This is a genomic window from Polaromonas sp. (genome assembly GCF_029945925.1).
Lineage (GTDB): Bacteria > Pseudomonadota > Gammaproteobacteria > Burkholderiales > Burkholderiaceae_C > Polaromonas.
The window spans coordinates 26,794-49,461 of sequence record NZ_JAQSDN010000042.1; the positions used below are offsets into that span (position 1 = coordinate 26,794).

Here is a 22,668-nt window from a genome sequence, read left to right on the forward strand (position 1 = left end):
CCTCTCGAAGGGCCAATGCAGATGCAGCCCCTAGAATGCCATTGACACTGAAAAATTAAAAACTTTGCTACTGCTGATCATTTTCCTTCCGCTGCTTGTAGGCACTGTGCTGACAGCCTGGTCCGGCTCAGCCGCACAACCGTCTTCCAGCCAGCGCAGCCGAACCGCCTGGCTGGCAGCCGGCGTCACTGCCACCAGCTTGATCCTGCTGCTGGCCCAGGCGCCCGCCATCATGGGCGGACAGGCACAAACCAGCTTCACCGCATGGGTGCCCGAGATCGGCCTCAATCTCGGCCTGCGGCTGGACGGCCTGTCGCTCATGTTTGCGCTCTTGATCACCGGCATCGGCCTGCTGATCATCTGTTACGCGCATTTCTACCTGGGCAAGGAAGATCCGGTCGGGAAATTTTTCAGCACCCTGATGCTGTTCATGGCCGCCATGCTGGGCATTGCGCTGTCGGACAACCTGCTGCTGCTGATCGTGTTCTGGGAACTGACCAGCATTTCCTCTTTCCTCCTGATCGGTTACTGGAACCACCGCGCCGAGTCGCGCGAAGGAGCGCGCATGGCGCTGGCGCTCACTGGCGGCGGCGGCCTGGCCATGCTGGGCGGCTTTGTGCTGCTGGGCCAGATGGCCGGCACCTACGAGCTGAGCCAGATGCTGGACCAGGGCGCACGTATCCAGGCCGATAGCCGTTATCCCGCGGCGCTGATCCTGATTCTGCTCGGCTGCTTCACCAAAAGCGCGCAGTTCCCTTTCCATTTCTGGCTGCCCCAGGCCATGGCAGCACCCACACCGGTGTCGGCTTACCTGCACTCGGCCACCATGGTCAAGGCCGGCATCTTCCTGATGGCCCGCCTGACCCCCGTGATAGGCGGCACCGAACTTTTCTTCGGCATCGTATCCGTCACCGGGCTGGTCACAATGGCCTTTGCAGCCTTCATCGCCATTTTCAAGCACGACCTCAAGGCCCTGCTGGCGTATTCAACCATCAGCCACCTGGGGCTGATCACCTTCCTGATCGGGCTGGGTTCGCCGCTGGCGGCCGTGGCGGCGATGTTTCACATCCTCAACCATGCCAGCTTCAAAGCAGCGCTGTTCATGGTTGCCGGCATCGTGGACCACGAGACCGGCACGCGGGACATGCGCCTGCTCGGCGGTCTGCGCCACCTCATGCCCTGGACCGCAACGCTGGCCATGGTGGCCGCCGCCGCCATGGCGGGCGTGCCGCTTTTCAACGGTTTCCTGTCCAAGGAAATGTTCCTGACCGAAACCGTGAGCTTCGCCCAGGCCGGCGGCTGGCGCTGGCTGGTGCCCGCCGTCGCCACATTGGCCGCGCTGCTCAGCGTGGCCTACTCGGTGCGGCTGGTTCACGACATCTTCTTCAACGGACCAGCACGCGACCTGCCCCATGCGCATCCGCACGAACCGCCCCTGGGCATGAAAGCCCCGGTGATCCTGCTGGCGGGGATCTGCGTGGCGGTCGGCCTGCTCCCTTCGCTGCTCCTCGGGCCCATGGTGCTGGTCGCCGCCACCGCCATGCTGGGCACCGCCCCACCCGCCTACCAGCTGGCGATCTGGCACGGCCTGAACCTGCCGCTGCTGCTGAGCGTGCTGGCGCTGGCCGGCGGCGCCGGCCTGTATTTCATGCTGGCGCGCGGCCGCCTCCTGCACCGCCTGAATTCCGAAAACTGGTTCGGCCTGCTGACCGGTCTGCATCTGTTTAGCCGCGGCTCGGACCGGCTCTTCAACATCGCCGGCCGCCTCACCGCCAAGCTGGAAACAGCCTCGCTGCAACGCTACATCGCCTGGATGCTGATCACCACGGTGGCGGTGGCGGCCGTGCCGCTGCTGTCGGGTGAGGCACCCGGTACCGGTTCGCGTGTTTTATTGCCGGTGTCGCTCGCTGCGCTGGTGGTCTGGGGCCTGCTGCTGCTGGCTTGCGCCTGGCTGGTCCTGTACCACCACCAGCGTTTCCAGTCGGTGGTGGTCGTCGGCGTGGTCGGTCTGGTGACAGCGCTGGGTTTCGTCAGTTTCTCGGCCCCCGACCTCGCGCTCACACAACTGACCGTGGAAGTGGTTTCCACCGTGCTGCTGCTCATGGGGCTGGCACTGCTGCCCCGGCATTCTCCGCACGAGTCGTCCACCGGGCGCCGCACGCGCGACGCCGCGCTCGCGCTGTGCGGCGGCGCGGGCATCGCCTGGCTGGCCTGGGTCATGCTCACACGCGACCACGATTCGATCGCCTGGTACTTCCTCAACCAGTCGGCCATTGCCGGCGGAGGCACCAATGTTGTCAACGTGATCCTGGTTGACTTCCGCGGTTACGACACCTTCGGCGAGATCACCGTGCTCGGGATCGCGGCCATCGGTGTGCTGGCGCTGATGGACGGCATGCGAACACGGCGCCCGGCAACCGATGACCAAGGCCTGGCCTGGACTTTTGCCGCCCAGCCGCTGATGCTGCGCGTGGCTGCACGTGTGGTGCTCCCGCTGGCGCTGGTAGTCACGCTCTACATCTTCATGCGCGGCCACAACCAGCCCGGCGGAGGCTTCATTGCCGGGCTCATCACCGCCGTGGCACTGGTGCTGCAATACATGGCCATGGGCCAGTCGCGCGCCGAGGCCCTGCTGCGGGCCGATGGCGGAAGCCGCTTCGTGCGCTGGATCGGCATGGGCCTGGGCATCGCAGGGCTCACGGGTGTCGGGGCCTTTGTGTTTGGCCAGCCCTTCCTGACCAGCGCCCATGGCCATCCCCATGTCCCCTTGCTGGGAGACATCCCACTGGCCACCGCCGCGCTGTTTGACCTGGGCGTGTACATCACCGTGGTCGGCGCCACGCTGCTGACGCTGTCCACCCTGGGCATGGTCACCCGCGAATCCGGCAGAACCCAGACGCCACGCGCCACCGGGGGGGACCAGGCATGAGCCTCGAGTTTCTGGTGGCCAGCGGCATCGGCGTCGTCACGGCCACAGGCATCTACCTGATCCTGCGCGGGCGCACCTGGCCAGTGGTGCTGGGCCTGAGTCTGCTGGGTTATGCCGTCAACGTGTTCATCTTCGCCATGGGCCGCCTCTGGCAGGATGCCGCGCCCATTCTGTCGGCCACGGGGCGCGTCGCCGACCCGCTGCCCCAGGCGCTGGTGCTGACGGCGATCGTGATCGGCTTCGCCACCACGGGCTTTGTGATTGAACTGGCGCTGCGCAGCCGCCACGAGTCCGGCAGCGACCATGTGGACGGGCACGAGCCCGATCATGGCCCTGGCAAGGCCAGGGACGAGGCGGCATGACCGACCTGCTGAACGCGCTGTTTTCCACCCACCTGCCGGTGTTGCCGGTGCTGTTGCCGCTGTTCACGGCCGTGGCCCTGCTGCTCATGGGCGACCAGGGTGGCGAAGCCAGCCACGGCGGGCCGCTGCTGCAACGCAGGCGCCTGCTCAGCCTGGTCTCGGTCGTGTTCGGTGCCGTACTGGCCTGGCGCCTCATGACCGAAGCCGCCACAGGAACACTGACCGTTTACCCCCTGGGCGGCTGGCCGGCGCCCTTTGGCATCGTGCTGGTCATCGACCGGCTCAGCGCCCTGATGCTGGCCCTGACCTGGACCATCGCGGTACCGGTGCTGTGGTACGCCGCCGGTGGCTGGGACACGCACGGCCGCCACTTTCACACCATGTTCCACTTCCTGCTCATGGGGGTGTCGGGCGCTTTCGTGACGGGCGACCTGTTCAACCTGTTCGTGTTTTTTGAAGTGCTGCTGATTGCTTCCTATGTGCTGCTGGTGCATGGCCAGGGGCGGGAGCGTTTCAAGGCAGGCGTGCATTATGTCGTGCTCAACCTTGTGGCCTCGGCGCTGTTTCTGGTTGGCCTGGCCATCGTCTACGGCGTGACCGGCACCCTCAACATGGCTGACCTGGCGCTGCGTGTGGCCCAACTCGGCGCCCCGGAGGCCACCCTGTTCAAGGCCGGGGCCTTGGTGCTGCTGATCGTGTTCGGCCTCAAGGCGGCCATCGTGCCGCTCTACCTGTGGCTGCCCGGCACCTATGCCGCAGCCAGCGCACCCGTCGCCGCGATGTTTGCCATCATGACCAAGGTCGGTGTGTACGGCATCATCCGCGTGCATGCGGTGATTCTTGGTGAAGGCGCAGGCCACGCCGCGCTGGCCGCCGAGCCCTGGCTGCTGCCGGTCGCGCTGATCACCATGACGCTCGGCGTGCTGGGCGCGCTGGCGGCGCACAGCCTGACGCGGCTGGTGTCCTACCTCACCGTGGCGTCCGTCGGCACCATCCTGGCCGGTATTGGCCTCTTCACCCCGCAGGCCATGTCGGCCGCGCTTTATTACATGGTGCACAGCACGCTGGTGATTGCTGCGCTTTTCCTGCTGGTCGAACTCGTGGCCTCCCAGCGCGGTGAAGCCGGCGGCCGGCTGCAGCCGGCCACACCCGTGGGACAGCCCGTGCTGCTGGGCTTGATGACCCTGCTGGGTGCGGCCTCCGTCGCTGGCCTGCCGCCGCTGCCCGGCTTTCTCGGCAAGTTGATGATTCTCGAAAGCTCGGCGCCTACGCCGGCCCACGCGTGGGTCTGGACGGTGGTGCTGGTGGTGAGCTTCCTGACGCTGATCGGTCTGGCGCGAGCCGGCTCCATCCTGTTCTGGAGCGTGCTGCCGACGCACGGCCTGGCGGTCCGCCCGGGCACCAGCTCGCGCCTCACGCTGGCGACGCTGGGCCTGCTGGCGCTCAGCGTGCTGCTTGCCGTGGCGGCCTCCCCGCTCAAGCGGTACACCGACGCCGCAGCCTTGCAGCTGGCCGACCGGGCCGCTTACGCCCGGGCCGTGCTGGGCCCGGTCGGCGGGGCAGAGGCCGCCACCACACGGCCCTACCGCGGCGGCGAGGGCGAGGTGCGGCTGCCCGCAGCGAAAGGCCAGTGATGAAAAAAGTACCCTGGTTCGCCCACCCCTGGCTGTCCGTGCTGCTGGCCGTCAGCTGGCTGCTGCTGCAACATACGCTGGCACCGTTTCACCTGATCTCGGCCGTGCTGATCGGCCTGCTGGTACCGCGCCTGCTGCACAACTTCCTGCCGGTCACAACAACCCTGCGTTTTGCACCTGCACTGCGTCTGGCGCTGGTCGTGCTGTGGGACATCGTGGTGTCCAACATCACGGTGGCGCGGCTGGTGCTGGGGCCCCTGTCCAGGCCGCAGCCAGCCTGGGTCACGGTGCCACTGGCACTGAGCCACCCGACAGCCATCTCCCTGCTGGCCAGCATCATCACCACCACGCCGGGGACGGTCTCCTGCCTGATCGACGAAGAACGCAAACACATTCTGGTTCATGCACTCGATTGCAGCGATCCGCTCCAGATGGCGGCCGACATCAAGGCGCGGTACGAAAACCCGCTGCTGGCCATTTTCGAACCCCGGCCAGACACCCCCGGAGCAAGCCCATGAGTATCCTGATCCTCGCGCTCAATGTCGCCGTCGGCGCGATCTCCCTGTCCATGGCACTGTGCGCCTGGCGCCTGATGCGCGGACCCCACATCACCGACCGCATACTGGCCATCGACACGCTCTACCTCAATGCGGTGGCGCTGGTCGTCCTGCTGGGCATCCGCCTGCAGACGCCCGTGCTGTTTGAGGCGGCCCTGGTCATGGCCATGCTCGGGTTTGCTTCCACCGTGGCGCTGGCGCGTTACCTGACCCGCGGCGACGTGATCGAATAAGACGAAGGGCATGACCATGGGACTTCATCCTGTCGCTGAATGGCTGGCCGCCTTTTTCCTGCTGGTCGCGGCCTTCTTCTCGCTGGTCGGCGCGATCGGCCTGGTACGCCTGCCAGACTTTTTCATGCGCCTGCATGCGCCCACCAAGGCTTCCACGCTGGGTGTGGGTGGCGTGCTGCTGGCCAGCATGATCCTCGCGGCGGCTCAGGGACGGGCCGGCTTCGCGGAACTGCTGATCACGCTGTTTGTCTTCGTGACCGCGCCGGTGTCGGCCAACATGATGGCGCAGGCAGCACTGCACCTGCGCCTGCCGGGCAAGGCCCCGGTCCCTGACGACGTGGTGCCCGAGCGCCGTCCGTCCTGAGGCTGCGCGGTCGGCGCTGTTGCGCTGGAAGAAAAGTGACGCCCAACGCTCTGGTTATGTGACAAATCGGCCCGTAGCCCTTGTCCTACCTGCGCAGACAGCTATCAATTAGATAGCAATTTAGCGGCTCGGACACTCAAAGCCCGGTCATGCTGCCCGGCACGACCCACTGGTCAAACTGTTCTGCCGTCACATGGCCGGAGGCAATGGCCGCATCGCGCAGGCTGCTTCCCTCCTTGTGCGCCTTCTTGGCGATGAAAGCCGCCTTGTCGTAACCGATGTGCGGGTTGAGCGCCGTCACCAGCATCAGCGAGCGGTCCACCAGTTCGGCGATGCGCTCACGATTCGGCTCAATGCCGACAGCGCAGTGGTCGTTGAAACTGACCATGCCGTCGGCCAGCAGGCGCACGCTCTGCAGGAAGTTGTGCGCGATCATGGGCCGGAACACATTGAGCTCGAAATTGCCCGAGGCGCCGCCCATGTTGATGGCCACGTCGTTGCCGAACACCTGACAGCACAGCATGGTCACGGCTTCGCTCTGCGTCGGGTTGACCTTGCCCGGCATGATGGACGAGCCCGGTTCGTTTTCGGGAATCGACAGCTCGCCGATGCCGCTGCGCGGGCCGCTGGCCAGCCAGCGCACATCGTTGGCAATTTTCATCAGACTGGCGGCCAGGGTCTTGAGCGCGCCGTGCGCATGGACCAGCGCGTCGCAGGAGGCCAGGGCCTCGAACTTGTTCGGTGCCGTCACAAACGGCAGGCCGGTCAGGCGCGCCAGTTCGGCCGCCGCCTGTTCGGCATACCCCTTGGGCGCGTTCAGGCCGGTGCCGACGGCCGTGCCGCCCAGCGCCAGCTCGCACAGATGCGGCAAAGCGGCCCTCAGGTGCTGCTGCCCGTGCGCGAGTTGCGCCACGTAGCCCGAGAACTCCTGGCCCAGCGTCAACGGCGTGGCATCCTGCAGATGGGTGCGGCCTATCTTGACGATGCCGTCAAAATCACGCGCCTTCTGCGCCAGCGTGGCGTGCAGCTTGTCGATGGCCGGCAGCAGCCGGTGCGTGATGGCATCCACCGCCGCCACATGCATGGCGGTCGGAAACACATCGTTGGACGACTGGCTGCGGTTGACCTCGTCGTTCGGATGCACCAGCCGGTTTTCGCCGCGCTCACCGCCCAGCAGCACGCTGGCGCGGTTGGCCAGCACCTCGTTGACATTCATGTTGCTCTGCGTGCCCGAGCCGGTCTGCCAGACCACCAGCGGAAACTCGCCGGCGTGCTGCCCGGCGATCACCTCGTCGGCCGCCGCCATGATGGCCAGCGCCTTCTTGCCGTCGAGCAGGCCCAGGGCCAGGTTGACGCTGGCCGAAGCCCGCTTGACCTGCGCCAGCGCCCGGATGATCTCGCGCGGCTGCAACTCGCCGGAGATGTCGAAGTTCTGCAGCGAGCGCTGGGTCTGTGCACCCCAGAGCCTGTCCGCCGGAACCTCCAAAGCGCCGAAAGTATCGCGTTCGATCCGTGTCTTCATGGCTGGACTCGCTGCCTTGTCACGTTGTCAATAAACCCCGGCGGCCACTGTACCAAACTTGCGGTTGCCTGCTGGTCCGCTGCGGGAAGACGGTACGTTCTGTGACGCTCCCCGTAAAAGCTGATCTATATCAAGTCGGCTCCAACAAGTTGCGCAACGGCGCGGCGGAACCCCCCTACGATCCACCCATGTTAAAGCCGCTACATCGCGACGGGAAGGGGGGGTTCCGTTTTGGGCTGGCCCCATGGTCAAGCGCGGGGTCCATCCTGGCAGCCGCAATCGCTTTGTGGCTGGCCCTGGTAGCCGTCACGGCCCTGCTGCTCTGGAACAAGAGGCAGGGCGACATCCAGGACGCCAAGTTGCGGGGGGCCGCGATAACTGCGCTTTTGCAGGCGCACACGGCTAGCACCCTCAATGCCATCGACAACGCGCTGCTCGATCTGGCCAGAACGCTGGAGCGCGAGCGCCCCGGCCGGCACGACAGGAGATTCCGCGACGAGATGGACAGGCGCGTGTCCACCATGCCATATGTGCACGCCCTCTACGTGATCGGCCCCGATGGCGAGATCCAGCACGACAGCAACTATCCCCGCGCACCGGAAGTGTCTCTTGCCGACCAGCACTACTTTCGGCAGTACCTGCAGGCCGACCCGCCCGAGACGGCTGTGTCGGGGCCCCTCTGGAGCCGCTCCGGCTCGGGCTGGGTTGTGACCGTGACGCGAAGAATCGGAAGCGGCGCCGGCTTTCGCGGCGTCTCGGTGGCGTCGATCCAGCTCGAGTACTTCTCCAGGCTGTACGAGGAGGTGGGACTGCGCGAGGAAGGCGACATTCTCCTCTTCCATCGCAACGGGAAACTGCTGGCCCAGTACCCCGGCACGTTCGGGCGGGTGGGCGAGAGCTATGCGCACCTGCCCCTGTTCAAAGACTACCTCACGCAAGCGGGTTGGGGCGCAGCCCTGACGCCGGCGGCCGTGGCCTCCTACCCGCGTCTGGTTAACTACGCGGCGCTGGAAGGTGTGCCCCTGGTGGTCGCGCGGATGCAGAACATGACGAAGCAGCTCGCCGCCTGGCAAACCCTGGCGATTGCCAGCGGCGTCGGCCTGTCGCTGCTGCTCGCCGCCATCCTCTTCGGGTTGCGCAGGTATATGCACGCGCGGCTGGAGCGCCGGCGCCGGCAGGATCGGATTCTGCAGATGGAGAAAATGGAAGCCCTGGGGCAGCTCACCGGCAGCCTTGCCCATGACTTCAGGAACATCCTGGGAATCCTGGCGACGAACATCGCGCTCATTCGCAGGCTCGGCACCGGCGATGCACGCATCCAGGCCGCGCTCGACCGGGCCGTGCGGGCGGTGGACAACGGCGCCGCGATCACCCAGCGGTTGATGTCGTTCGGCCGCAAGCGCCATCTCCAGGTCGCGTGCTGGGACCTGAACGCAGCCGTCCCGGCGGTGCTGCCACTGCTGGAGAACGCCGCTGGCAGCCAGTGCAAGGTCGTGTTCGAGCCGGGGAAGGGATCGCACCTGTGCCGGCTGGACCGGACGCAGCTGGACACGGCGCTGATCAACCTGGTGGTCAACGCCCGCCACGCGATCGAAGGCCAGGGCCTCATCACCGTGCAAACCAGCAACATCGCCACCAGCGACCTGCACCTGCCGGCCGACGTGCTCCGCAAGCAGTCCGTGTGCGTGACGGTTCGCGACAATGGCAAAGGCATGACGCAGGAGGTCCGGCAGCACGCGCTGGAACCCTTCTTCACGACCAAGGGGGAAGAAGGGACAGGCCTGGGCTTGGCGCAGGTCTGTGCGTTCATGCAGCAGCTTGGCGGCGACATCGCCATCGAAAGCCAGGTCGGGGTGGGCACCGCAGTCCATCTCTGTTTTCCCGCCTGCGCACTGGACGCGGAGAGTGCTGAGGGCGCAGCGCCGCAGTCACAAAACGAAACCCGTGGGAAGCAGCATCCGGCTGCAGGGTGCGGCCCGCACTTGCCTGCAGGGTGACAGCTGCGATCACTGCCGACGGGGCCATGGACAATCCGCGCATGCTCGATCCCACGCTCCTGTCGCCACGGCAGACCGCGGTGGAAGTCGGCGCGACGCCAGCCTTTGCCCTGTGCGGACTGATGGAGGCGGCCCGCAAGCGCCCGGACGCGTCGCGATCGGGCTGTTGACGCTGAAATCACCTGCTTGCCGACCACGGGCACGCCCTGCGGACAGGGCGAGCCGGAACACCATTTCAGTGGTTTCGTTGCCGCCGTCCGGCGGCGTCTGGGATAATCCGGTGGCCCCCTGCATCACCCTCTCAAGACCATGACCACCATCATCCAACAAGCCGACCTCATCGAATCCGTTGCCGCCGCCCTGCAGTTCATCAGCTACTACCACCCGGCCGACTACATTGCCCACCTGGCGCGCGCCTACGAGCGTGAGCAGAGCCCGGCGGCCAAGGATGCGATTGCGCAGATCCTGACCAACAGCAAGATGAGCGCGACCGGGCATCGCCCGATCTGCCAGGACACCGGCATCGTCAACGTGTTCCTGAAAGTCGGCATGGACGTGCGCTGGGGCGGCTTCACCGGCAGCCTCGACGACGCCATCAATGAAGGTGTTCGGCGCGGCTACAACCACCCCGACAACACGCTGCGCGCATCGGTGGTGGCCGACCCGCAGTTCGACCGCAAGAACACGAAAGACAACACGCCGGCGGTGATCTTCACCGAGATCGTTCCCGGCAACACGGTGCAAGTCACCGTGGCGGCCAAGGGCGGCGGCAGCGAAAACAAAAGCAAGCTGGCCATGCTCAACCCCGGCGACTCCATCGTCGACTGGGTGCTCAAGACCGTGCCGACCATGGGCGCCGGCTGGTGCCCGCCCGGCATGCTGGGCATAGGCATTGGCGGCACCGCCGAAAAAGCCGTGCTGATGGCCAAGGAAAGCCTGATGGACGACCTCGACATGTACGAGCTGCAGGCCAAGGCGGCCTCGGGTGCCGAACTCAGCAAGGTTGAGGCGCTGCGGCTGGAACTGTTCGAGAAGGTCAACGCACTGGGCATAGGCGCGCAGGGCCTGGGCGGCCTGACCACGGTGCTCGACGTCAAGATCCAGATGTACCCGACCCACGCGGCCAGCAAGCCGGTCGCGATGATTCCCAACTGCGCCGCCACGCGCCACGCGCACTTCGTGATGGACGGCAGCGGCCCGGTGTATCTGGACCCGCCCAGCCTGGACCTGTGGCCCAACGTCAACTGGACGCCCGACTACGTGAAGAGCCAGAAGGTCAACCTCGACACGCTGACCCCCGCCGAGGTGGCCAGCTGGAAGCCCGGCCAGACCCTGCTGCTGTCCGGCAAGATGCTGACCGGCCGCGACGCCGCGCACAAGCGGATTGCCGACATGCTGGCCAGGGGCGAAAAGCTGCCGGTGGACTTCACCAACCGCGTGATTTATTACGTGGGCCCGGTGGACCCGGTCGCCGGCGAGGCGGTCGGCCCCGCCGGCCCGACCACGGCCACCCGCATGGACGGTTTCACCGAAATGATGTTGTCGCAGACCGGCCTGATCTCCATGATCGGCAAGGCCGAACGCGGCCCGGTCGCGATCGAGGCCATCAAGAAACACAAAAGCGCCTACCTGATGGCCGTCGGCGGCGCCGCCTACCTCGTCAGCAAGGCCATCAAGAGCGCCACCGTCGTCGGTTTCGCAGACCTCGGCATGGAAGCGATTTACGAGTTCGACGTGGTCGACATGCCGGTGACCGTGGCGGTGGATTCCGGCGGCACCAGCGCCCACATCACCGGCCCGGCCGAGTGGCAGAAAAAGATTGCCACGGGCGAGTTCAAGGGCATCGCGGTCGCGGCCGCCTAGTTGTGCGTGCAGGGTCTGTCGGAATTTTTGACAGCGGCATCGGCGGCCTCAGCGTCCTCAAGGCGCTGCGCGCCGAACTGCCGCATGCCAACTTCCTCTACATCGCCGATAGCGGCCACGCACCCTATGGCGAGCGGGACGAGGCCCATGTGATCGCCCGCTCGCGCGCCCTCACCACGCATCTGCTGGACCAGGGCGTGCAGGCGCTGGTGATCGCCTGCAACACGGCCACGGCGGCGGCCATCGACCTGCTGCGCGCCGAGCATCCCCAGTTGCCCATCATTGGGGTGGAGCCGGCCCTCAAGCCCGCAGCTGCGCTCAGCAAGACCCGGCGCATCGGCGTCATGGCCACACGCAGCACGTTGGGCAGCAGCCGCTTCCGGGCTTTGCTGGGCAGCCTGGCGACGCAGGCCGAGTTTGTGCTGCAGCCCTGCGACGGCTTGGCCGACGCGATCGAGCGCGGTGTGGCCAACGCGCAAAACTCTCAAACCGCTACTGAAATAATAGCTGCCTGCGCCCGCCACACAAGGGCCATGGGCCAATTTGGCTTGAAAGACGGGGAGATCGACACGCTGGTGCTGGGCTGCACGCATTACCCGTTTGCCAGTGCCGTGCTGGGTGAACTGGTCGGGCCCGATGTGCAACTGGTGGACACCGGCGAGGCGGTAGCCCGGCAAACCCGCCTGCGGCTGGCGGGCGCCGTCCCGCCAGGCGCGGCAGACAGCACGCCGGGGCGGATCAGCCTGTTCAGCACCGGGCAGGCGGCCCACCTGCAAGCCGCTGCGCAGCGCTGGCTGCAGCTTGACGGCCCCGTCGGAACGCTACACTTTTAAGAGCAGTCCGCGCAGGCTTATCAAGGGCTGGAGGCATAAAACACTCGAAAACCTGTAACTACTCAGAACACTGCATGCAGCATGCCTTTCTTGCCCCCTCGCCCTGTGGGAGAGGGTTGGGGTGAGGGCCAGCAAGCCCCAACTTGCGATAGCTCTCTGCACAGACCGCCAGCCCTCACCCCCGCCCTCTCCCAGGGGGAGAGGGAGTCAAACCAGCCCAGACGACCTGAGTAGTTACGAAAACCTGACCTTCGCCCAGCGCCGCCCGCAGTGGCAGCGCGGCCTATGCCGGTCTATTGAGCGTTTCAAAACTCTGGACAGTCGGAACGCTCAATCCCTCACCCCGACCCTCTCCCGGAGGGCGAGGGTGAGAGCAGTCCAGGTCACTGTCGTATCCTTGGAAAAAATCAATAGGACGGTCAGGGCGTGGTGGTGCCCGCTGCTGCCGCAGCCGCCACCGGCTCTTTCCAGCCCCCACCGAGCGTCTTGTACAGCGTGACCTGGTTCTGCAACTGCAGCAGCCGCGTCTGCACCACCGCTTGCCTGGCCGCAAACAGGGAGCGCTGTGCGTCCAGCAGGTCGAGCTGGCTGGTTATGCCGTTCTGGTAACGCAGGTCCGAGAGCTTGAAGCGGGTGGTTTCGGCGCTGGCCTGGGCCTGCTGCGCGCGCAGCTGCTCACCCAGCGTGGCACGGCCGGCCAGCGCGTCGGCCACTTCGCGGAACGCGGTCTGAATCGCCTTTTCGTACTGCGCCACCGCAATGTCGCGCCCGACATTGGCCGAGTCCAGCCCGGCGCGGTTGCGACCGGCGTCGAACAGCGGCAGAAACAGCTGCGGCGCCAGGGTCCAGCCGTAGGTGCCGCTTTCGAACAGCCCCGACAGGTGGTTGCTGACACTGCCAGCCGAAGCCGTCAGCGAAATGCGCGGGAAAAACGCGGCACGCGCCGCGCCGATGTTGGCATTCGCGGCCAGCAGTTGTTGCTCGGCCTGGCGAATGTCGGGGCGTTTGGTCAGCAGGTCCGAAGGCAGGCCCGCGGGCACGTCCACCATCAGCGGCGCATCGGCCAGCGCCTGGCCGGCCGGCAGCGCCGCCGCCAGCTCGCCGGTCAGCGGCTGGCCCAGCAGCAGCGTCAGCAGGTTTTCATTGAGCGCGCGCTGGCGTTGCAGCTGCGCCAGGCTGATGCGGGCCGCCTCGGTCAGCGACTCGGCCTGGCGCAGGTCCAGCTCGGACGTGGCACCATTGTCAAAACGCAGCTGGCTGAGCTTGAAGGAGTCCTCGCGCGTGGCCAGTGTCTGCTGCGTGATCGTCAGCAGCTCCTCGGCGGCCAACAGGCTCAGCCAGGTGTTGGCCACCGTCGCGATCAGGCTGATCTGGGTGGTCTTGCGGCCCTCCTCGGTCGCCAGGTACTGCGCCAGCGCGGCGTCCTTGAGGCTGGCGACGCGGCCGAAGAAATCAATCTCGTACGAGGTCATGGCCAGGCCGGCGGTGTAGACGCTGGAGATGCTGCCATTGCCGCTGGCATTGGGCTGCCGCGAGCCGGTGGCCGCCGCTCCCACGGTCGGGAACTGGTCGGCGCGCCGGATCTGGAACTGCGCCCGCGCCTGCTCGATGTTGAGCACCGCGATGCGCAGGTCACGGTTGTTGCGCAGCGCCGCCTCGATCAGCAGCCGCAGCTTGGGATCGCTGAAAAAACTCTGCCACTCGATGTCGGCCGCCGCGGTGGTCTGCACGGCGGTCGAGGCCGTGGTCGGGGCGACGGCGAGCGAACGTGCGAGACGCAGACCCGGCCAGTCGGTCGCGACCGGGGCCTCGGGGCGTTCATATTTTGGCGCCATCGAGCAGCCCGCCGCCAGCGCGACTGCGCTCAGCATCAGCACCTGCGTCAGCCGGGTCTTAGTCATGGGCTTTGCCTTCATTTCCATCTCCGTCAAAACCAGCCGCCTTGGCGTGGTCGGAATACATTTTTCGCTGCCGCTCGCTGCTTTTGAACAGGCTGCGCACCACGACAAAAAAGACCGGTACAAAAATCACGGCCAGTGCGGTCCCGGTGATCATGCCGCCGATCACACCAGTGCCGATGGCGCGCTGGCTGGCCGAGCCGGCGCCGGTGGCCAGCGCCAGCGGCAACACACCCATCATGAAGGCCAGCGAGGTCATCACGATGGGCCGGAACCGCAAGTGGGCGGCGGCCAGCGCCGATTCGATGGCGCTCTTGCCCTGCGCCTCCAGGTCTTTCGCAAACTCGATGATCAGGATCGCGTTCTTCGCCGACAGGCCGATGATGGTGATCAGGCCGACCTGGAAATACACGTCGTTCGAGTAGGCGCGCAGCAGCGTGGCCAGCAGCACGCCGAGCACGCCCAGCGGCACCACCATGATCACGGCCAGCGGAATGGTCCAGCTTTCATAAAGTGCGGCCAGGCACAGGAACACCGCGAGGATGGCAAAGCCGTAGAGAATCAGCGCCCGCGAGCCGGCGAGTTTTTCCTCGCGCGACTGGCCGGTCCACTCGAAACCAAAGCCGGCGGGCAGCTGGCCGGCCAGCTTTTCCATCTCGGCCATGGCCGCGCCCGAGCTGTAGCCCGGCGCGGCGGCACCCGAAATACGCATCGCCGGATAACCGTTGTAGCGAATCGTCTGCTGCGCACCGGTCACCCAGCGCGTGCTCGCAAAGGCCGACAGCGGCACCGGCCGGCCCTGGCTGTTGCTCGCATTGAGCCGCAACAGATCGTCCGGCTGCATGCGCGCCGGCGCATCGGCCTGCACCACCACGCGCTGCAGGCGGCCCTGGTTGGGGAAGTCGTTCACATAGCTGGAGCCCAGCGCCGTGGACAGCGTGCTGTTGATCGCGTCGAAGGACACGCCCAGCGCATTGGCCTTGTCGCGGTCAATGTCGATCTGCAATTGCGGACCGTCTTCCAGGCCGTCCGGGCGCACCTGCGCCAGCACCGGGCTCTTGCCGGCCATGCCCAGCATCTGGTTGCGTGCGTTGACCAGCGCCTCGTGCCCGGCCCCTGCCCGGTCCTGCAGGCGGAAGGTGAAGCCGCTGGCTGTTCCCAGCTCGGGAATGGGCGGCGGGCTCAGCGGAAAGATGAACGCATCGCGGATGCCGGACAAGGCGCCGAAGGCCCGGCCCGCCAGCGCCTCGGCCGACTGGCCGGGACCTGCGCGCTCGGACCAGTCCTTGAGCGTGACAAACGCCAGCGCCGCATTCTGGCCCTGGCCCGAAAAGCTGAAGCCCAGCACACCGACCATGCTTTGCACTTCGGGCTGCTTGAGGATGTAGGCCTCGACCTGCTGCATGACAGCCAGCGTCCGGTCCTGGGTCGCACCGGGCGGCAGCTGAACGTTGACCAGCATGGTGCCCTGGTCTTCGCCGGGCAGGAAAGACGTTGGCAGCCGGGTGTAGACCACCGCCACCGCGGCGATGATGGCCACGTAGATGATCAGGTAACGCGCAGCCCGCTTGAGCACACGGGCGACCATGCTTTCATACCCCTTGGCGGTGCGTGAAAAGCTGCGGTTGAACCAGCCGAAAAAGCCGCGCTTTTCGTGGTGGTGGCCCGCTTCCACAGGCTTGAGCAAGGTCGCGCACAGGGCCGGGGTGAGGGACAGCGCCATGAAGGCAGAAAAACCGATTGACGCCACCATCACCGCCGAGAACTGGCGATAGATGTTGCCGGTCGAGCCGGCAAAAAAGGCGAGAGGCACAAACACCGAAATCAGCACCACGGTCACGCCGATGATGGCGCCCGAGATCTGCCGCATCGCCTTGCGCGTGGCTTCCAGCGGGGACAGCCCCTCCTCGCTCATGATGCGCTCGACGTTCTCGACCACCACGATCGCGTCATCCACCACGATGCCGATCACCAGCACCATGCCGAACATGGTCAGCACGTTGATCGAAAAACCCAGGGCCAGCAGCGTCCCGAATGTTCCCAGCAGCGAAATCGGCACGACGATGGTCGGAATCACGGTGTAGCGCCAGTTCTGCAGGAACAGGAACATCACGAGAAACACCAGCGCCACGGCTTCAAGCAGCGTCACGGCGACCTGCGAGATCGAGATCTGCACAAACCGCGAGCTGTCGTAGGGAATGGTCCAGCTCACGCCCTGCGGGAAATACCGCTCCAGCTCGGCCATCTTCTCGCGCACGGCTTTAGCGGACGCCAGGGCGTTGCCGCTGGGCGACAGCTGCAGGCCGATACCGACCGCCGGCTTGCCATTGAGCCGCGCCGAGGTCGCATAGGCCTGGCCGCCGAGCTCGATGCGCGCCACGTCCTTGAGGCGCACGGCCGAACCGTCGGTGTTGGCGCGCAGGATGATGTTGCCGAACTGCCCGACATCGGACAGCTGGCCGTTGACCACCACGGTGGCGGCGATGCCCTGGCCCGCCACGTTGGGCAGGTCACCGATCGTGCCCGACGACACCTGCGCGTTCTGCGCGCGGATGGCGGCGGTGACCTCGGCGGATGACAGGTTGAAGCCCGAGAGCCTGGCCGGATCGATCCAGATGCGCATGGCGCGTTCGGAGCCGAACAGCTGGGCCTGGCCGATGCCGGGCAGGCGCTGCAATTCCGGCACGACGTTGCGTGACGCGTAGTCGCCCAGCGCGATCGGATCGAAGGCCGGGTTGGTCGACGAGAGCATGGTGAACATCAGGAAGTTCGAGCGCGACTTGTCGACACGCACGCCCTGCTGCGTCACGGCCTGCGGCAGGCGCGGTGTGGCGCGCGACAGGCGGTTCTGCACGTCCACCTGGGCCAGGTCGGCATTGGTGCCGGGCTGGAAACTGATGGTGATGCTGCCGGTGCCGTTGGCCTGCGCCACCGACTCCATGTAGATCAGGCCGGGCGAGCCGTTCATCTCGCGCTCGATCACCGACAGCACGCTGTCCTCCAGCGTCTGGGCCGAGGCGCCGGGGTAGGAGGCATTGATGACAATCGACGGCGGCGCCACCGGCGGGTACTGGGAGATCGGCAGCTGCGTGATGGCCACGCTGCCCATCACGATGATGAAAAGCGCGATCACCCAGGCAAAGATAGGCCGATCAATAAAAAACTTGGCCATGCAGTGCGCTCCTTATTTGGCGGCTGCGGAGGCAGCAGGCGCGGCGGACGCTGCAACTGGTGCACTTGGTGCCGCCGGCGCGGAGGCAGTTGCGGCGGCCGGCGCTGAAGCCGCACCAGCGGGCGCTGCGCCTGCGGGCTGCCAGGGCACGGGCTTGACGCTGGCGCCGGGGCGCAGTTTCTGGAAACCGTCGACCATGACCTGCTCGCCGGTTTTCAGCCCCTCGAGGATCACCCACTGGTTGCCTTTGGCGGAACCGATTTTCACCGGTCGCGGCGAGACCTTGCCTTCGGCATCGACCACCATGACCGTGTCGCCCTGTCCCGAACGCGTGACGGCCTGCTGCGGCAGGGTCATGGCGTTGGTGGCCTGCGCCTGCTCCAGGCGCACCCGCACGAACAGGCCGGGCAGCAACTGGCCGCTCGGGTTGGGCACCTCGGCGCGCAGGGTGATCTGACCGGTGGTGGCGTCGACCGTCAGGTCCGAAAACAGCAAGCGGCCGGGACGTGCATACTCCGTGCCGTCCTCGAGCACGATGCGCACGCTGGCCGCATCACCGCCGCTGGCGCGCTTGAACTGGCCGCTGTCCATGGCAGCGCGCAGCTTCATCACATCCGAGGCCGACTGCGTGAAGTTGACGTACATGGGGTGGATCTGCTGGATCACCGCGAGCTGGGTTGCGTCGCCCTGCCCGACCAGCGCACCTTCCGTCACCAGGGCGCGACCGATGCGGCCCGAGATCGGGGCGGTCACCGAGGCATAACCGAGGTTGATGCTGGCGGTCTGCACATTGGCCTTGCCCACGGCCACGTCAGCTTCGGCCTGCTTTTCCGCCGCCACTGCGTTCGCGAACTCCTGCTTGCTGATGGCGTTGGCCTCCACCAGCGGCTTGTAGCGCTGCGCCAGTGCCGTGGCCTGCGCCAGATTGGCTTCGGCACGGGCCTGACCGGCTTTGGCGCTGGCCACCGCGGCGGCGTAGGGCGCGGCATCTATGCTGAACAGCGGCTGCCCGGCTTTCACGTCACTGCCTTCACGAAACAGCCGTTTTTGCAAAATGCCGGCGGCGCGCGCCCGCACCTGCGCCACGCGGGAGGCCTCGAGCCGGCCGGGCAGCTCGGTCACCAGCCCCACATCGCCCTGGGTCACGGTCACCACCCCCACCTGCGCAGGCGGAGGAGCGGCGGGTGCCTGGCTGGCGCCCTTGCCGCAGCCGGCGAGAAGCAGGGACAACATCGCAAGGGCCACCAGCCGCTGATGATGGCTGGAGGGGAGCGCCGCAAAGGGCGGCTTGACGCGGGACATGGGCATGCTGATCCTCGAATTTTCTGGAGTAAAGCGCAAAACGTGGGTCCTCGATGGCAACCTTGATGGCAATGGTCACGCGGCCCCATCGGACGAAAGGCAAAAGAGTAAGGGTTTTTGCGAGTGTTATAGTTTACATACATTTGTGAATGTATAAATCCACCCTCTTAAAAATCTGTTTTCTGGAGAAGCATGGTCCGACGAACCAAAGAAGAAGCCCTGGCCACCCGCCACAAGCTGCTCGATGCGGCCGAGCACCTGTTCCAGGCGCAGGGCGTCTCGCGCACCAGCTTGCAGGACATCGCCCGGCGGGCAGGGGCGACCCGCGGCGCGGTCTACTGGCACTTCAAGGACAAGGCCGATCTCTTCAACGCGATGATGGAACGGGTCACCCTGCCCCTGGAACAGTCCTTCCAGAACCAGCTGGGGCAAGAGGAGCAAGGGGGACAAGAAGAGGCGCCAAGGGGGTACGCCGACCCGCTGGCACGCATTCGCAACGGCGTGGCTGCTGCGCTGCTGCGTATCGCCAGCGACCCGCAGACGCGCCGTGTCTTCGAAGTGGCCACCCACAAGGTGGAATATGTCGGCGAGCTCCAGGCGTTGCGGCTGCGTCACCTGAAGAGCCGGAGCGACTTTCTGGCGCAGGTTGAACGGGGTTTGCAAGCGGCCGCCCGGCACCATGCGCGGGAACTGCCGGTTCCGGCCGCTGCGGCGGCGCAGGGCCTGCATGCCATCATCGACGGCCTGATCCAGAGCTGGTTGCTGGAAAGCGCCGACTTCGATCTGGTGTCCCTGGGACGGGACGTGGTGGAGGTCTATCTGCGCGGGCTGGGATTTCCCGGCACAGGCAAGGACGGGGCGGCTCCGTCTTAGTGCAGATGCCGCGGCTTGCGTCCGCCGCCGCCGTGGCCGGAGCCACCTTGGGGGCCACCCATTCCGCGCGGAGGCCTGCCCAGTTGCATGGAACTGACCAGCGCATCAAAACGCTGCTCGAACAACTTGTCGACAGCGGACACCACATCGCCGAGTTCGGAGGCATCAAAATGACGCTCCATCAGGCCGATCATGTCCTGCACCAGCAGATCGCGCTGGACCTGCATGATGGCAGCCGGCGTGGGACCGACAAAATACATCGCAAAGTCGTCCCGGGCCTCTTCGCCGTCGGGCTCCTCATCCTCGTCAAAATCCGCGTCGTAGAAAGTGACCTCGAGGGGCGCACCGCTGGCGGACAGCTCGTTCAGGGCCATGCAGACCTCGTCGAGCACCTGCCGGAAATCCTCGTCACCGGGAACCGTCCAGCACAGTTGCAGCAGATGCTGGTGGACATCGAAGCGTATGCCGGGTTCTTCCTCATAGGCGCTGGCGGCACCGTCTGCCAGCGACTTGGCGCCCGCGTATTTCCAGAGCGGCTTCAGGGCTTCCTGCAGTTGCTCAAAGCCGACATCCTCACGCAACGGCACTTCGCCGTGGACGTGTATTTCGAAAGGAGGGGTGGTGTAGCGGGCCATGGAATCTATCTTAACCAGTTGCGGCCCTTGTGAAGGCCTTTCAATGGCGGTACTTGTCAGGTAGCGCGGCGTGACTCGGCAGGAGGGTGCCAGGACCGAAATTCTGTCCCATGTCGCACGGACAGGCACCACGCGAAACGCTCATTGTAGGGGGATTCACTCTGACCGTGGGAGCGTTCCCATGCTGGTTTTCAGCCTCTGGTGCTGGACGCAGCGCAGCAATGGCGCACCCTATAATCTACAGGGAGAACCCGCCCCGATGATGAAATAGGTAGACATACGGGACTTAAAATCCCGGGACGCAAGTCGTGCCGGTTCGATTCCGGCTCGGGGCACCATTTTCAACCTCCGTTTTCTGGCATTTCCGGCTCCCTGGAACAGTAATTTTCTGCCTCTTTTCAGGATGGCGTGTGAGCCCTCGATCAGCCCAACCCCAGCCAGCACGGGATGACGGATGTCCGCCTGGGGCGGCAAGCCCCTGCACCCTCCTTCCACCACTGGCGATGTCGCTCATCGCCGTCGCGGGCATCACCATTGGCTCACTGTTGTTCCACGTTGTGACCGAGATGTTCTCCATCTTCATTGCCACGACGGCCTTGGTTGTTGCACCCCTGTCACGGCATTTCACAAAAAGCCGTTTGTGGTGTTTGTCGTATCCCTGACTGGCGGGTGCGCCATGGCTGCGTTGCAAACCCATGCGACACCTGCGGGTATCGCTTTGGTTTGCGCCTTGCCCTGTCTCAAAATTCATCGCTTATATTTATTCCCTCAAGCAGGCAGCACTGCACTAGTATCCGTGGGGTGACCCCGATAAAAATACAGCCATGAGGTCTTGAATGCTAGAAAAACCGCCAGTCCTTGCCGAGCTGGGCATCAAAAGCCCGCTCGGTCGAAAGCTCAAAGCCCTGGCAGACGCCTTCTTGCTGCCACTGGTGCTGTCGGCCATCGCTGTCGCAGGCACCGCGTTCAGCTACCTTTTTTTCCACGTTTTTGCGGAACTGTTTTCCATTGTCATTGCGTCGACGGCGCTGATTGTGGTCGCCACATCGCGGCGCTTCACCAAAAACAACTATCTGGTCTTTGTCGCGTCCCTGATTGGCTGGTGCGCCGTCGTGGACCTGCTGCACATGGTCACTTACAAGGGCATGACTCTCACGCCTTTCCAAAGCTCCAATACCGCCACCCAATTCTGGGTACTTGCCCGCTCGCTGCAAGCGGCCGGATTGTTGCTTGCGCCTTACTATCTGCGGCGGGAACTTTCATTTGCGCGCCTGCATGCAGCTCTGGCACTGCTGGTTGGCCTGGGGGTGGCCAGCATCGGCTATGGCTGGTTTCCCGACTGTTATGTTGAAGGCCAGGGACTGACGGCCTTCAAGATTTACACGGAATACGCCATCATTGTGGTGCTGGCCGCCAGCGGCTGGCGGCTGTGGCGGAATCGCCAGAGCATGCCCCGCCCCCTTTTATGGGGCATGACAGCGGCCATTTTCACGATGATGCTGTCGGAGTTTGCACTCACGCTGTATGTAGACATCAACGCCCCCGCCAATCTGCTCGGCCATGTACTCAAGTTTTTTGCCTACTGGTTCATCTACCTGGCCCTGATTGAAACCACGCTGCGCAAGCCGTTTGAGATGCTGGCGAGCGCGGCCAACACCTACGACGCCGTCCCCGACCCGACCCTGGTCGTGAGCGCAGACGGCATCATCCTGGAAGCCAATCGTGCCGCAGCCATGCTGGTGGGTAGCACAGCAGAACAACTGCGTGGAAGCTCCAGCCACTTGCTGTTTCATGACGCGCAGCTGCCGCAGGAGAAATGCCCCGTCTGTAACGCCTTGTTGAAATCAAGGGAACGCTTCGTGATGGATATTCTGGTCAAGCATGGCGCGCGAACCATTGAATGCAATGTGGCGCCTCTGCTTGGGCAGCGTGAACAAGACCTGTTTGTTCAGTTGCTGCGCGACACGACTGCCCAGAAGGCCGTGGAGGCCGAGCGGGACCGCCTGCTGGAACAACTCCGCCGCCAGCAGGCCCGCGCTTGAGCCCCGCTCATTGGGAAACGGACATTTCCGAGCTGGCCTGCATCTGGACAGGACTCAGCGAAATAATGGACGGCCAGACGAAGACAAACTCATAGCTTGCCTGCACGCGAAAAACGGCGCCTGGCGAGCTGCCGGCAGGCCAGGCAGGCAGCACATCGACCACCACGCGCCCGGTATCCAGGCCAACGGCGTAAAAAAGTACTTTCTGCCGGATATCCTCGAGGCTGGCAGGCGCCGGTGAATCCTGGCCGCGGACCAGCGCAAAACGCGCGCCTTCCCGCGTGGCGTGCATGAGGGTGGCGTAACTCCAGACCATGCGGCTCATCTCGATGGAGATAAACACAAACAGCAGCAGGACGGGCAAGACCAACACCAGTTCGACGACAAGGCTTCCCCCCTGTCTCGCACGGAAGCGTTGGCACAGGCGGGCGGGGTCATGGTGTTGCATGGCC

At 65.3% G+C, this 22,668-nt stretch carries 18 protein-coding genes and 1 tRNA gene; 13 read left to right on the forward strand and 6 right to left on the reverse strand.

Translation table 11 applies throughout. The features are described from left to right. Window positions 1-64 precede the first annotated feature (64 nt). Genes PSV40_RS13510 through PSV40_RS13535 form a run of 6 tightly spaced genes read left to right on the forward strand, consistent with a single transcriptional unit; the run spans window position 65 to window position 6,079 of the window. The gene (locus PSV40_RS13510; protein ID WP_300538441.1) at window positions 65-2,929 is read left to right on the forward strand and encodes a monovalent cation/H+ antiporter subunit A; all 2,865 of its coding nucleotides are present in this window, start codon (window positions 65-67) and stop codon (window positions 2,927-2,929) included. Then, complete coding sequence (locus PSV40_RS13515; protein WP_300538444.1) at window positions 2,926-3,291, forward strand: Na+/H+ antiporter subunit C; 366 nt, start codon at window positions 2,926-2,928, stop codon at window positions 3,289-3,291. Before PSV40_RS13510 ends, PSV40_RS13515 begins: the two co-directional genes overlap by 4 nt. Beyond that, window positions 3,288-4,925, forward strand: coding sequence for a monovalent cation/H+ antiporter subunit D (locus tag PSV40_RS13520; protein ID WP_300538447.1), 1,638 nt, complete (start codon window positions 3,288-3,290; stop codon window positions 4,923-4,925). Before PSV40_RS13515 ends, PSV40_RS13520 begins: the two co-directional genes overlap by 4 nt. Then, a complete protein-coding gene (locus PSV40_RS13525; RefSeq protein ID WP_300538449.1) occupies window positions 4,925-5,443 on the forward strand; it encodes a Na+/H+ antiporter subunit E in 519 nt (172 codons plus the stop codon). The genes PSV40_RS13520 and PSV40_RS13525 overlap by 1 nt, the downstream gene beginning before the upstream one ends. Then, window positions 5,440-5,715, forward strand: coding sequence for a K+/H+ antiporter subunit F (locus PSV40_RS13530; protein WP_300538454.1), 276 nt, complete (start codon window positions 5,440-5,442; stop codon window positions 5,713-5,715). Before PSV40_RS13525 ends, PSV40_RS13530 begins: the two co-directional genes overlap by 4 nt. Before the next feature lie 16 nt (window positions 5,716-5,731). After that, window positions 5,732-6,079 (forward strand): Na+/H+ antiporter subunit G, encoded by a 348-nt coding sequence (locus PSV40_RS13535; protein WP_300538456.1) that lies wholly within the window; start codon window positions 5,732-5,734, stop codon window positions 6,077-6,079. A 136-nt stretch (window positions 6,080-6,215) separates the two neighbouring features. Here PSV40_RS13535 and fumC read toward each other — a convergent pair whose 3' ends face one another. Next, window positions 6,216-7,601 (reverse strand): class II fumarate hydratase, encoded by a 1,386-nt coding sequence (gene fumC, locus PSV40_RS13540; RefSeq protein ID WP_300538459.1) that lies wholly within the window; start codon window positions 7,599-7,601, stop codon window positions 6,216-6,218. 284 nt (window positions 7,602-7,885) lie between these two features. On the opposite strand from fumC, the gene PSV40_RS13545 reads away from it, so the two are divergent. The 4 genes from PSV40_RS13545 (at window position 7,886) to murI (ending at window position 12,294) form a co-directional block, all read left to right on the forward strand. Next, a complete protein-coding gene (locus tag PSV40_RS13545; RefSeq protein WP_300538462.1) occupies window positions 7,886-9,598 on the forward strand; it encodes a hybrid sensor histidine kinase/response regulator in 1,713 nt (570 codons plus the stop codon). 41 nt (window positions 9,599-9,639) lie between these two features. Beyond that, window positions 9,640-9,768: a hypothetical protein gene (locus PSV40_RS13550; protein ID WP_300538466.1), complete on the forward strand. Its 129-nt coding sequence runs from the start codon at window positions 9,640-9,642 to the stop codon at window positions 9,766-9,768. Between the two features lie 139 nt (window positions 9,769-9,907). Beyond that, window positions 9,908-11,461 (forward strand): fumarate hydratase, encoded by a 1,554-nt coding sequence (locus PSV40_RS13555; RefSeq protein WP_300538467.1) that lies wholly within the window; start codon window positions 9,908-9,910, stop codon window positions 11,459-11,461. Window positions 11,462-11,463: 2 nt separating this feature from the next. Beyond that, a complete protein-coding gene (murI, locus tag PSV40_RS13560) occupies window positions 11,464-12,294 on the forward strand; it encodes a glutamate racemase (protein WP_300538470.1) in 831 nt (276 codons plus the stop codon). Window positions 12,295-12,713: 419 nt separating this feature from the next. Here the strand turns inward: murI and PSV40_RS13565 are convergent, their stop codons facing one another. The 3 genes from PSV40_RS13565 to PSV40_RS13575 are packed head-to-tail and all read right to left on the reverse strand — an operon-like array spanning window position 12,714 to window position 18,666. Then, window positions 12,714-14,195 carry an efflux transporter outer membrane subunit gene (locus PSV40_RS13565; protein ID WP_300538472.1) on the reverse strand — a complete coding sequence of 494 codons (1,482 nt, stop codon included), beginning with the start codon at window positions 14,193-14,195 and terminating at the stop codon, window positions 12,714-12,716. Continuing rightward, window positions 14,188-17,364, reverse strand: coding sequence for an efflux RND transporter permease subunit (locus PSV40_RS13570; RefSeq protein ID WP_300538475.1), 3,177 nt, complete (start codon window positions 17,362-17,364; stop codon window positions 14,188-14,190). The genes PSV40_RS13565 and PSV40_RS13570 overlap by 8 nt, the downstream gene beginning before the upstream one ends. A gap of 12 nt (window positions 17,365-17,376) precedes the next feature. Next, the gene (locus PSV40_RS13575; protein ID WP_300538803.1) at window positions 17,377-18,666 is read right to left on the reverse strand and encodes an efflux RND transporter periplasmic adaptor subunit; all 1,290 of its coding nucleotides are present in this window, start codon (window positions 18,664-18,666) and stop codon (window positions 17,377-17,379) included. A 192-nt stretch (window positions 18,667-18,858) separates the two neighbouring features. On the opposite strand from PSV40_RS13575, the gene PSV40_RS13580 reads away from it, so the two are divergent. Next, window positions 18,859-19,539 carry a TetR family transcriptional regulator gene (locus PSV40_RS13580; protein WP_300538478.1) on the forward strand — a complete coding sequence of 227 codons (681 nt, stop codon included), beginning with the start codon at window positions 18,859-18,861 and terminating at the stop codon, window positions 19,537-19,539. Here PSV40_RS13580 and PSV40_RS13585 read toward each other — a convergent pair. Further along, window positions 19,536-20,174, reverse strand: a complete 639-nt coding sequence (locus tag PSV40_RS13585) for a DUF6806 family protein (RefSeq protein ID WP_300538480.1) — start codon at window positions 20,172-20,174, stop codon at window positions 19,536-19,538. The two genes, PSV40_RS13580 and PSV40_RS13585, sit on opposite strands and share 4 nt — an antisense overlap. 253 nt (window positions 20,175-20,427) lie before the next feature. Between PSV40_RS13585 and PSV40_RS13590 the strand changes: the two genes are divergently transcribed. Together PSV40_RS13590 and PSV40_RS13595 are read left to right on the forward strand one after the other, a co-directional pair. Further along, window positions 20,428-20,512: transfer RNA gene (locus tag PSV40_RS13590), tRNA-Leu, on the forward strand. 498 nt (window positions 20,513-21,010) lie between these two features. Further along, a complete protein-coding gene (locus tag PSV40_RS13595) occupies window positions 21,011-22,216 on the forward strand; it encodes an MASE3 domain-containing protein (RefSeq protein ID WP_300538483.1) in 1,206 nt (401 codons plus the stop codon). Between the two features lie 7 nt (window positions 22,217-22,223). Here PSV40_RS13595 and PSV40_RS13600 read toward each other — a convergent pair whose 3' ends face one another. Then, window positions 22,224-22,664, reverse strand: a complete 441-nt coding sequence (locus PSV40_RS13600) for a TadE/TadG family type IV pilus assembly protein (RefSeq protein WP_300538486.1) — start codon at window positions 22,662-22,664, stop codon at window positions 22,224-22,226. Between the last annotated feature and the right edge of the window lie 4 nt (window positions 22,665-22,668).

Coding starts and splice junctions, on each gene's coding strand:
- PSV40_RS13515 (WP_300538444.1), top strand. CDS start 2,926: ATGAGCCTCGAGTTTCTGGTGGCCAGCGGCATCGGCGTCGTCACGGCC.
- PSV40_RS13520 (WP_300538447.1), top strand. CDS start 3,288: ATGACCGACCTGCTGAACGCGCTGTTTTCCACCCACCTGCCGGTGTTG.
- PSV40_RS13525 (WP_300538449.1), top strand. CDS start 4,925: ATGAAAAAAGTACCCTGGTTCGCCCACCCCTGGCTGTCCGTGCTGCTG.
- PSV40_RS13530 (WP_300538454.1), top strand. CDS start 5,440: ATGAGTATCCTGATCCTCGCGCTCAATGTCGCCGTCGGCGCGATCTCC.
- PSV40_RS13535 (WP_300538456.1), top strand. CDS start 5,732: ATGGGACTTCATCCTGTCGCTGAATGGCTGGCCGCCTTTTTCCTGCTG.
- fumC (WP_300538459.1), bottom strand. CDS start 7,601: ATGAAGACACGGATCGAACGCGATACTTTCGGCGCTTTGGAGGTTCCG.
- PSV40_RS13550 (WP_300538466.1), top strand. CDS start 9,640: ATGCTCGATCCCACGCTCCTGTCGCCACGGCAGACCGCGGTGGAAGTC.
- PSV40_RS13555 (WP_300538467.1), top strand. CDS start 9,908: ATGACCACCATCATCCAACAAGCCGACCTCATCGAATCCGTTGCCGCC.
- PSV40_RS13565 (WP_300538472.1), bottom strand. CDS start 14,195: ATGACTAAGACCCGGCTGACGCAGGTGCTGATGCTGAGCGCAGTCGCG.
- PSV40_RS13570 (WP_300538475.1), bottom strand. CDS start 17,364: ATGGCCAAGTTTTTTATTGATCGGCCTATCTTTGCCTGGGTGATCGCG.
- PSV40_RS13575 (WP_300538803.1), bottom strand. CDS start 18,666: ATGTCCCGCGTCAAGCCGCCCTTTGCGGCGCTCCCCTCCAGCCATCAT.
- PSV40_RS13580 (WP_300538478.1), top strand. CDS start 18,859: ATGGTCCGACGAACCAAAGAAGAAGCCCTGGCCACCCGCCACAAGCTG.
- PSV40_RS13585 (WP_300538480.1), bottom strand. CDS start 20,174: ATGGCCCGCTACACCACCCCTCCTTTCGAAATACACGTCCACGGCGAA.
- PSV40_RS13595 (WP_300538483.1), top strand. CDS start 21,011: ATGCTAGAAAAACCGCCAGTCCTTGCCGAGCTGGGCATCAAAAGCCCG.
- PSV40_RS13600 (WP_300538486.1), bottom strand. CDS start 22,664: ATGCAACACCATGACCCCGCCCGCCTGTGCCAACGCTTCCGTGCGAGA.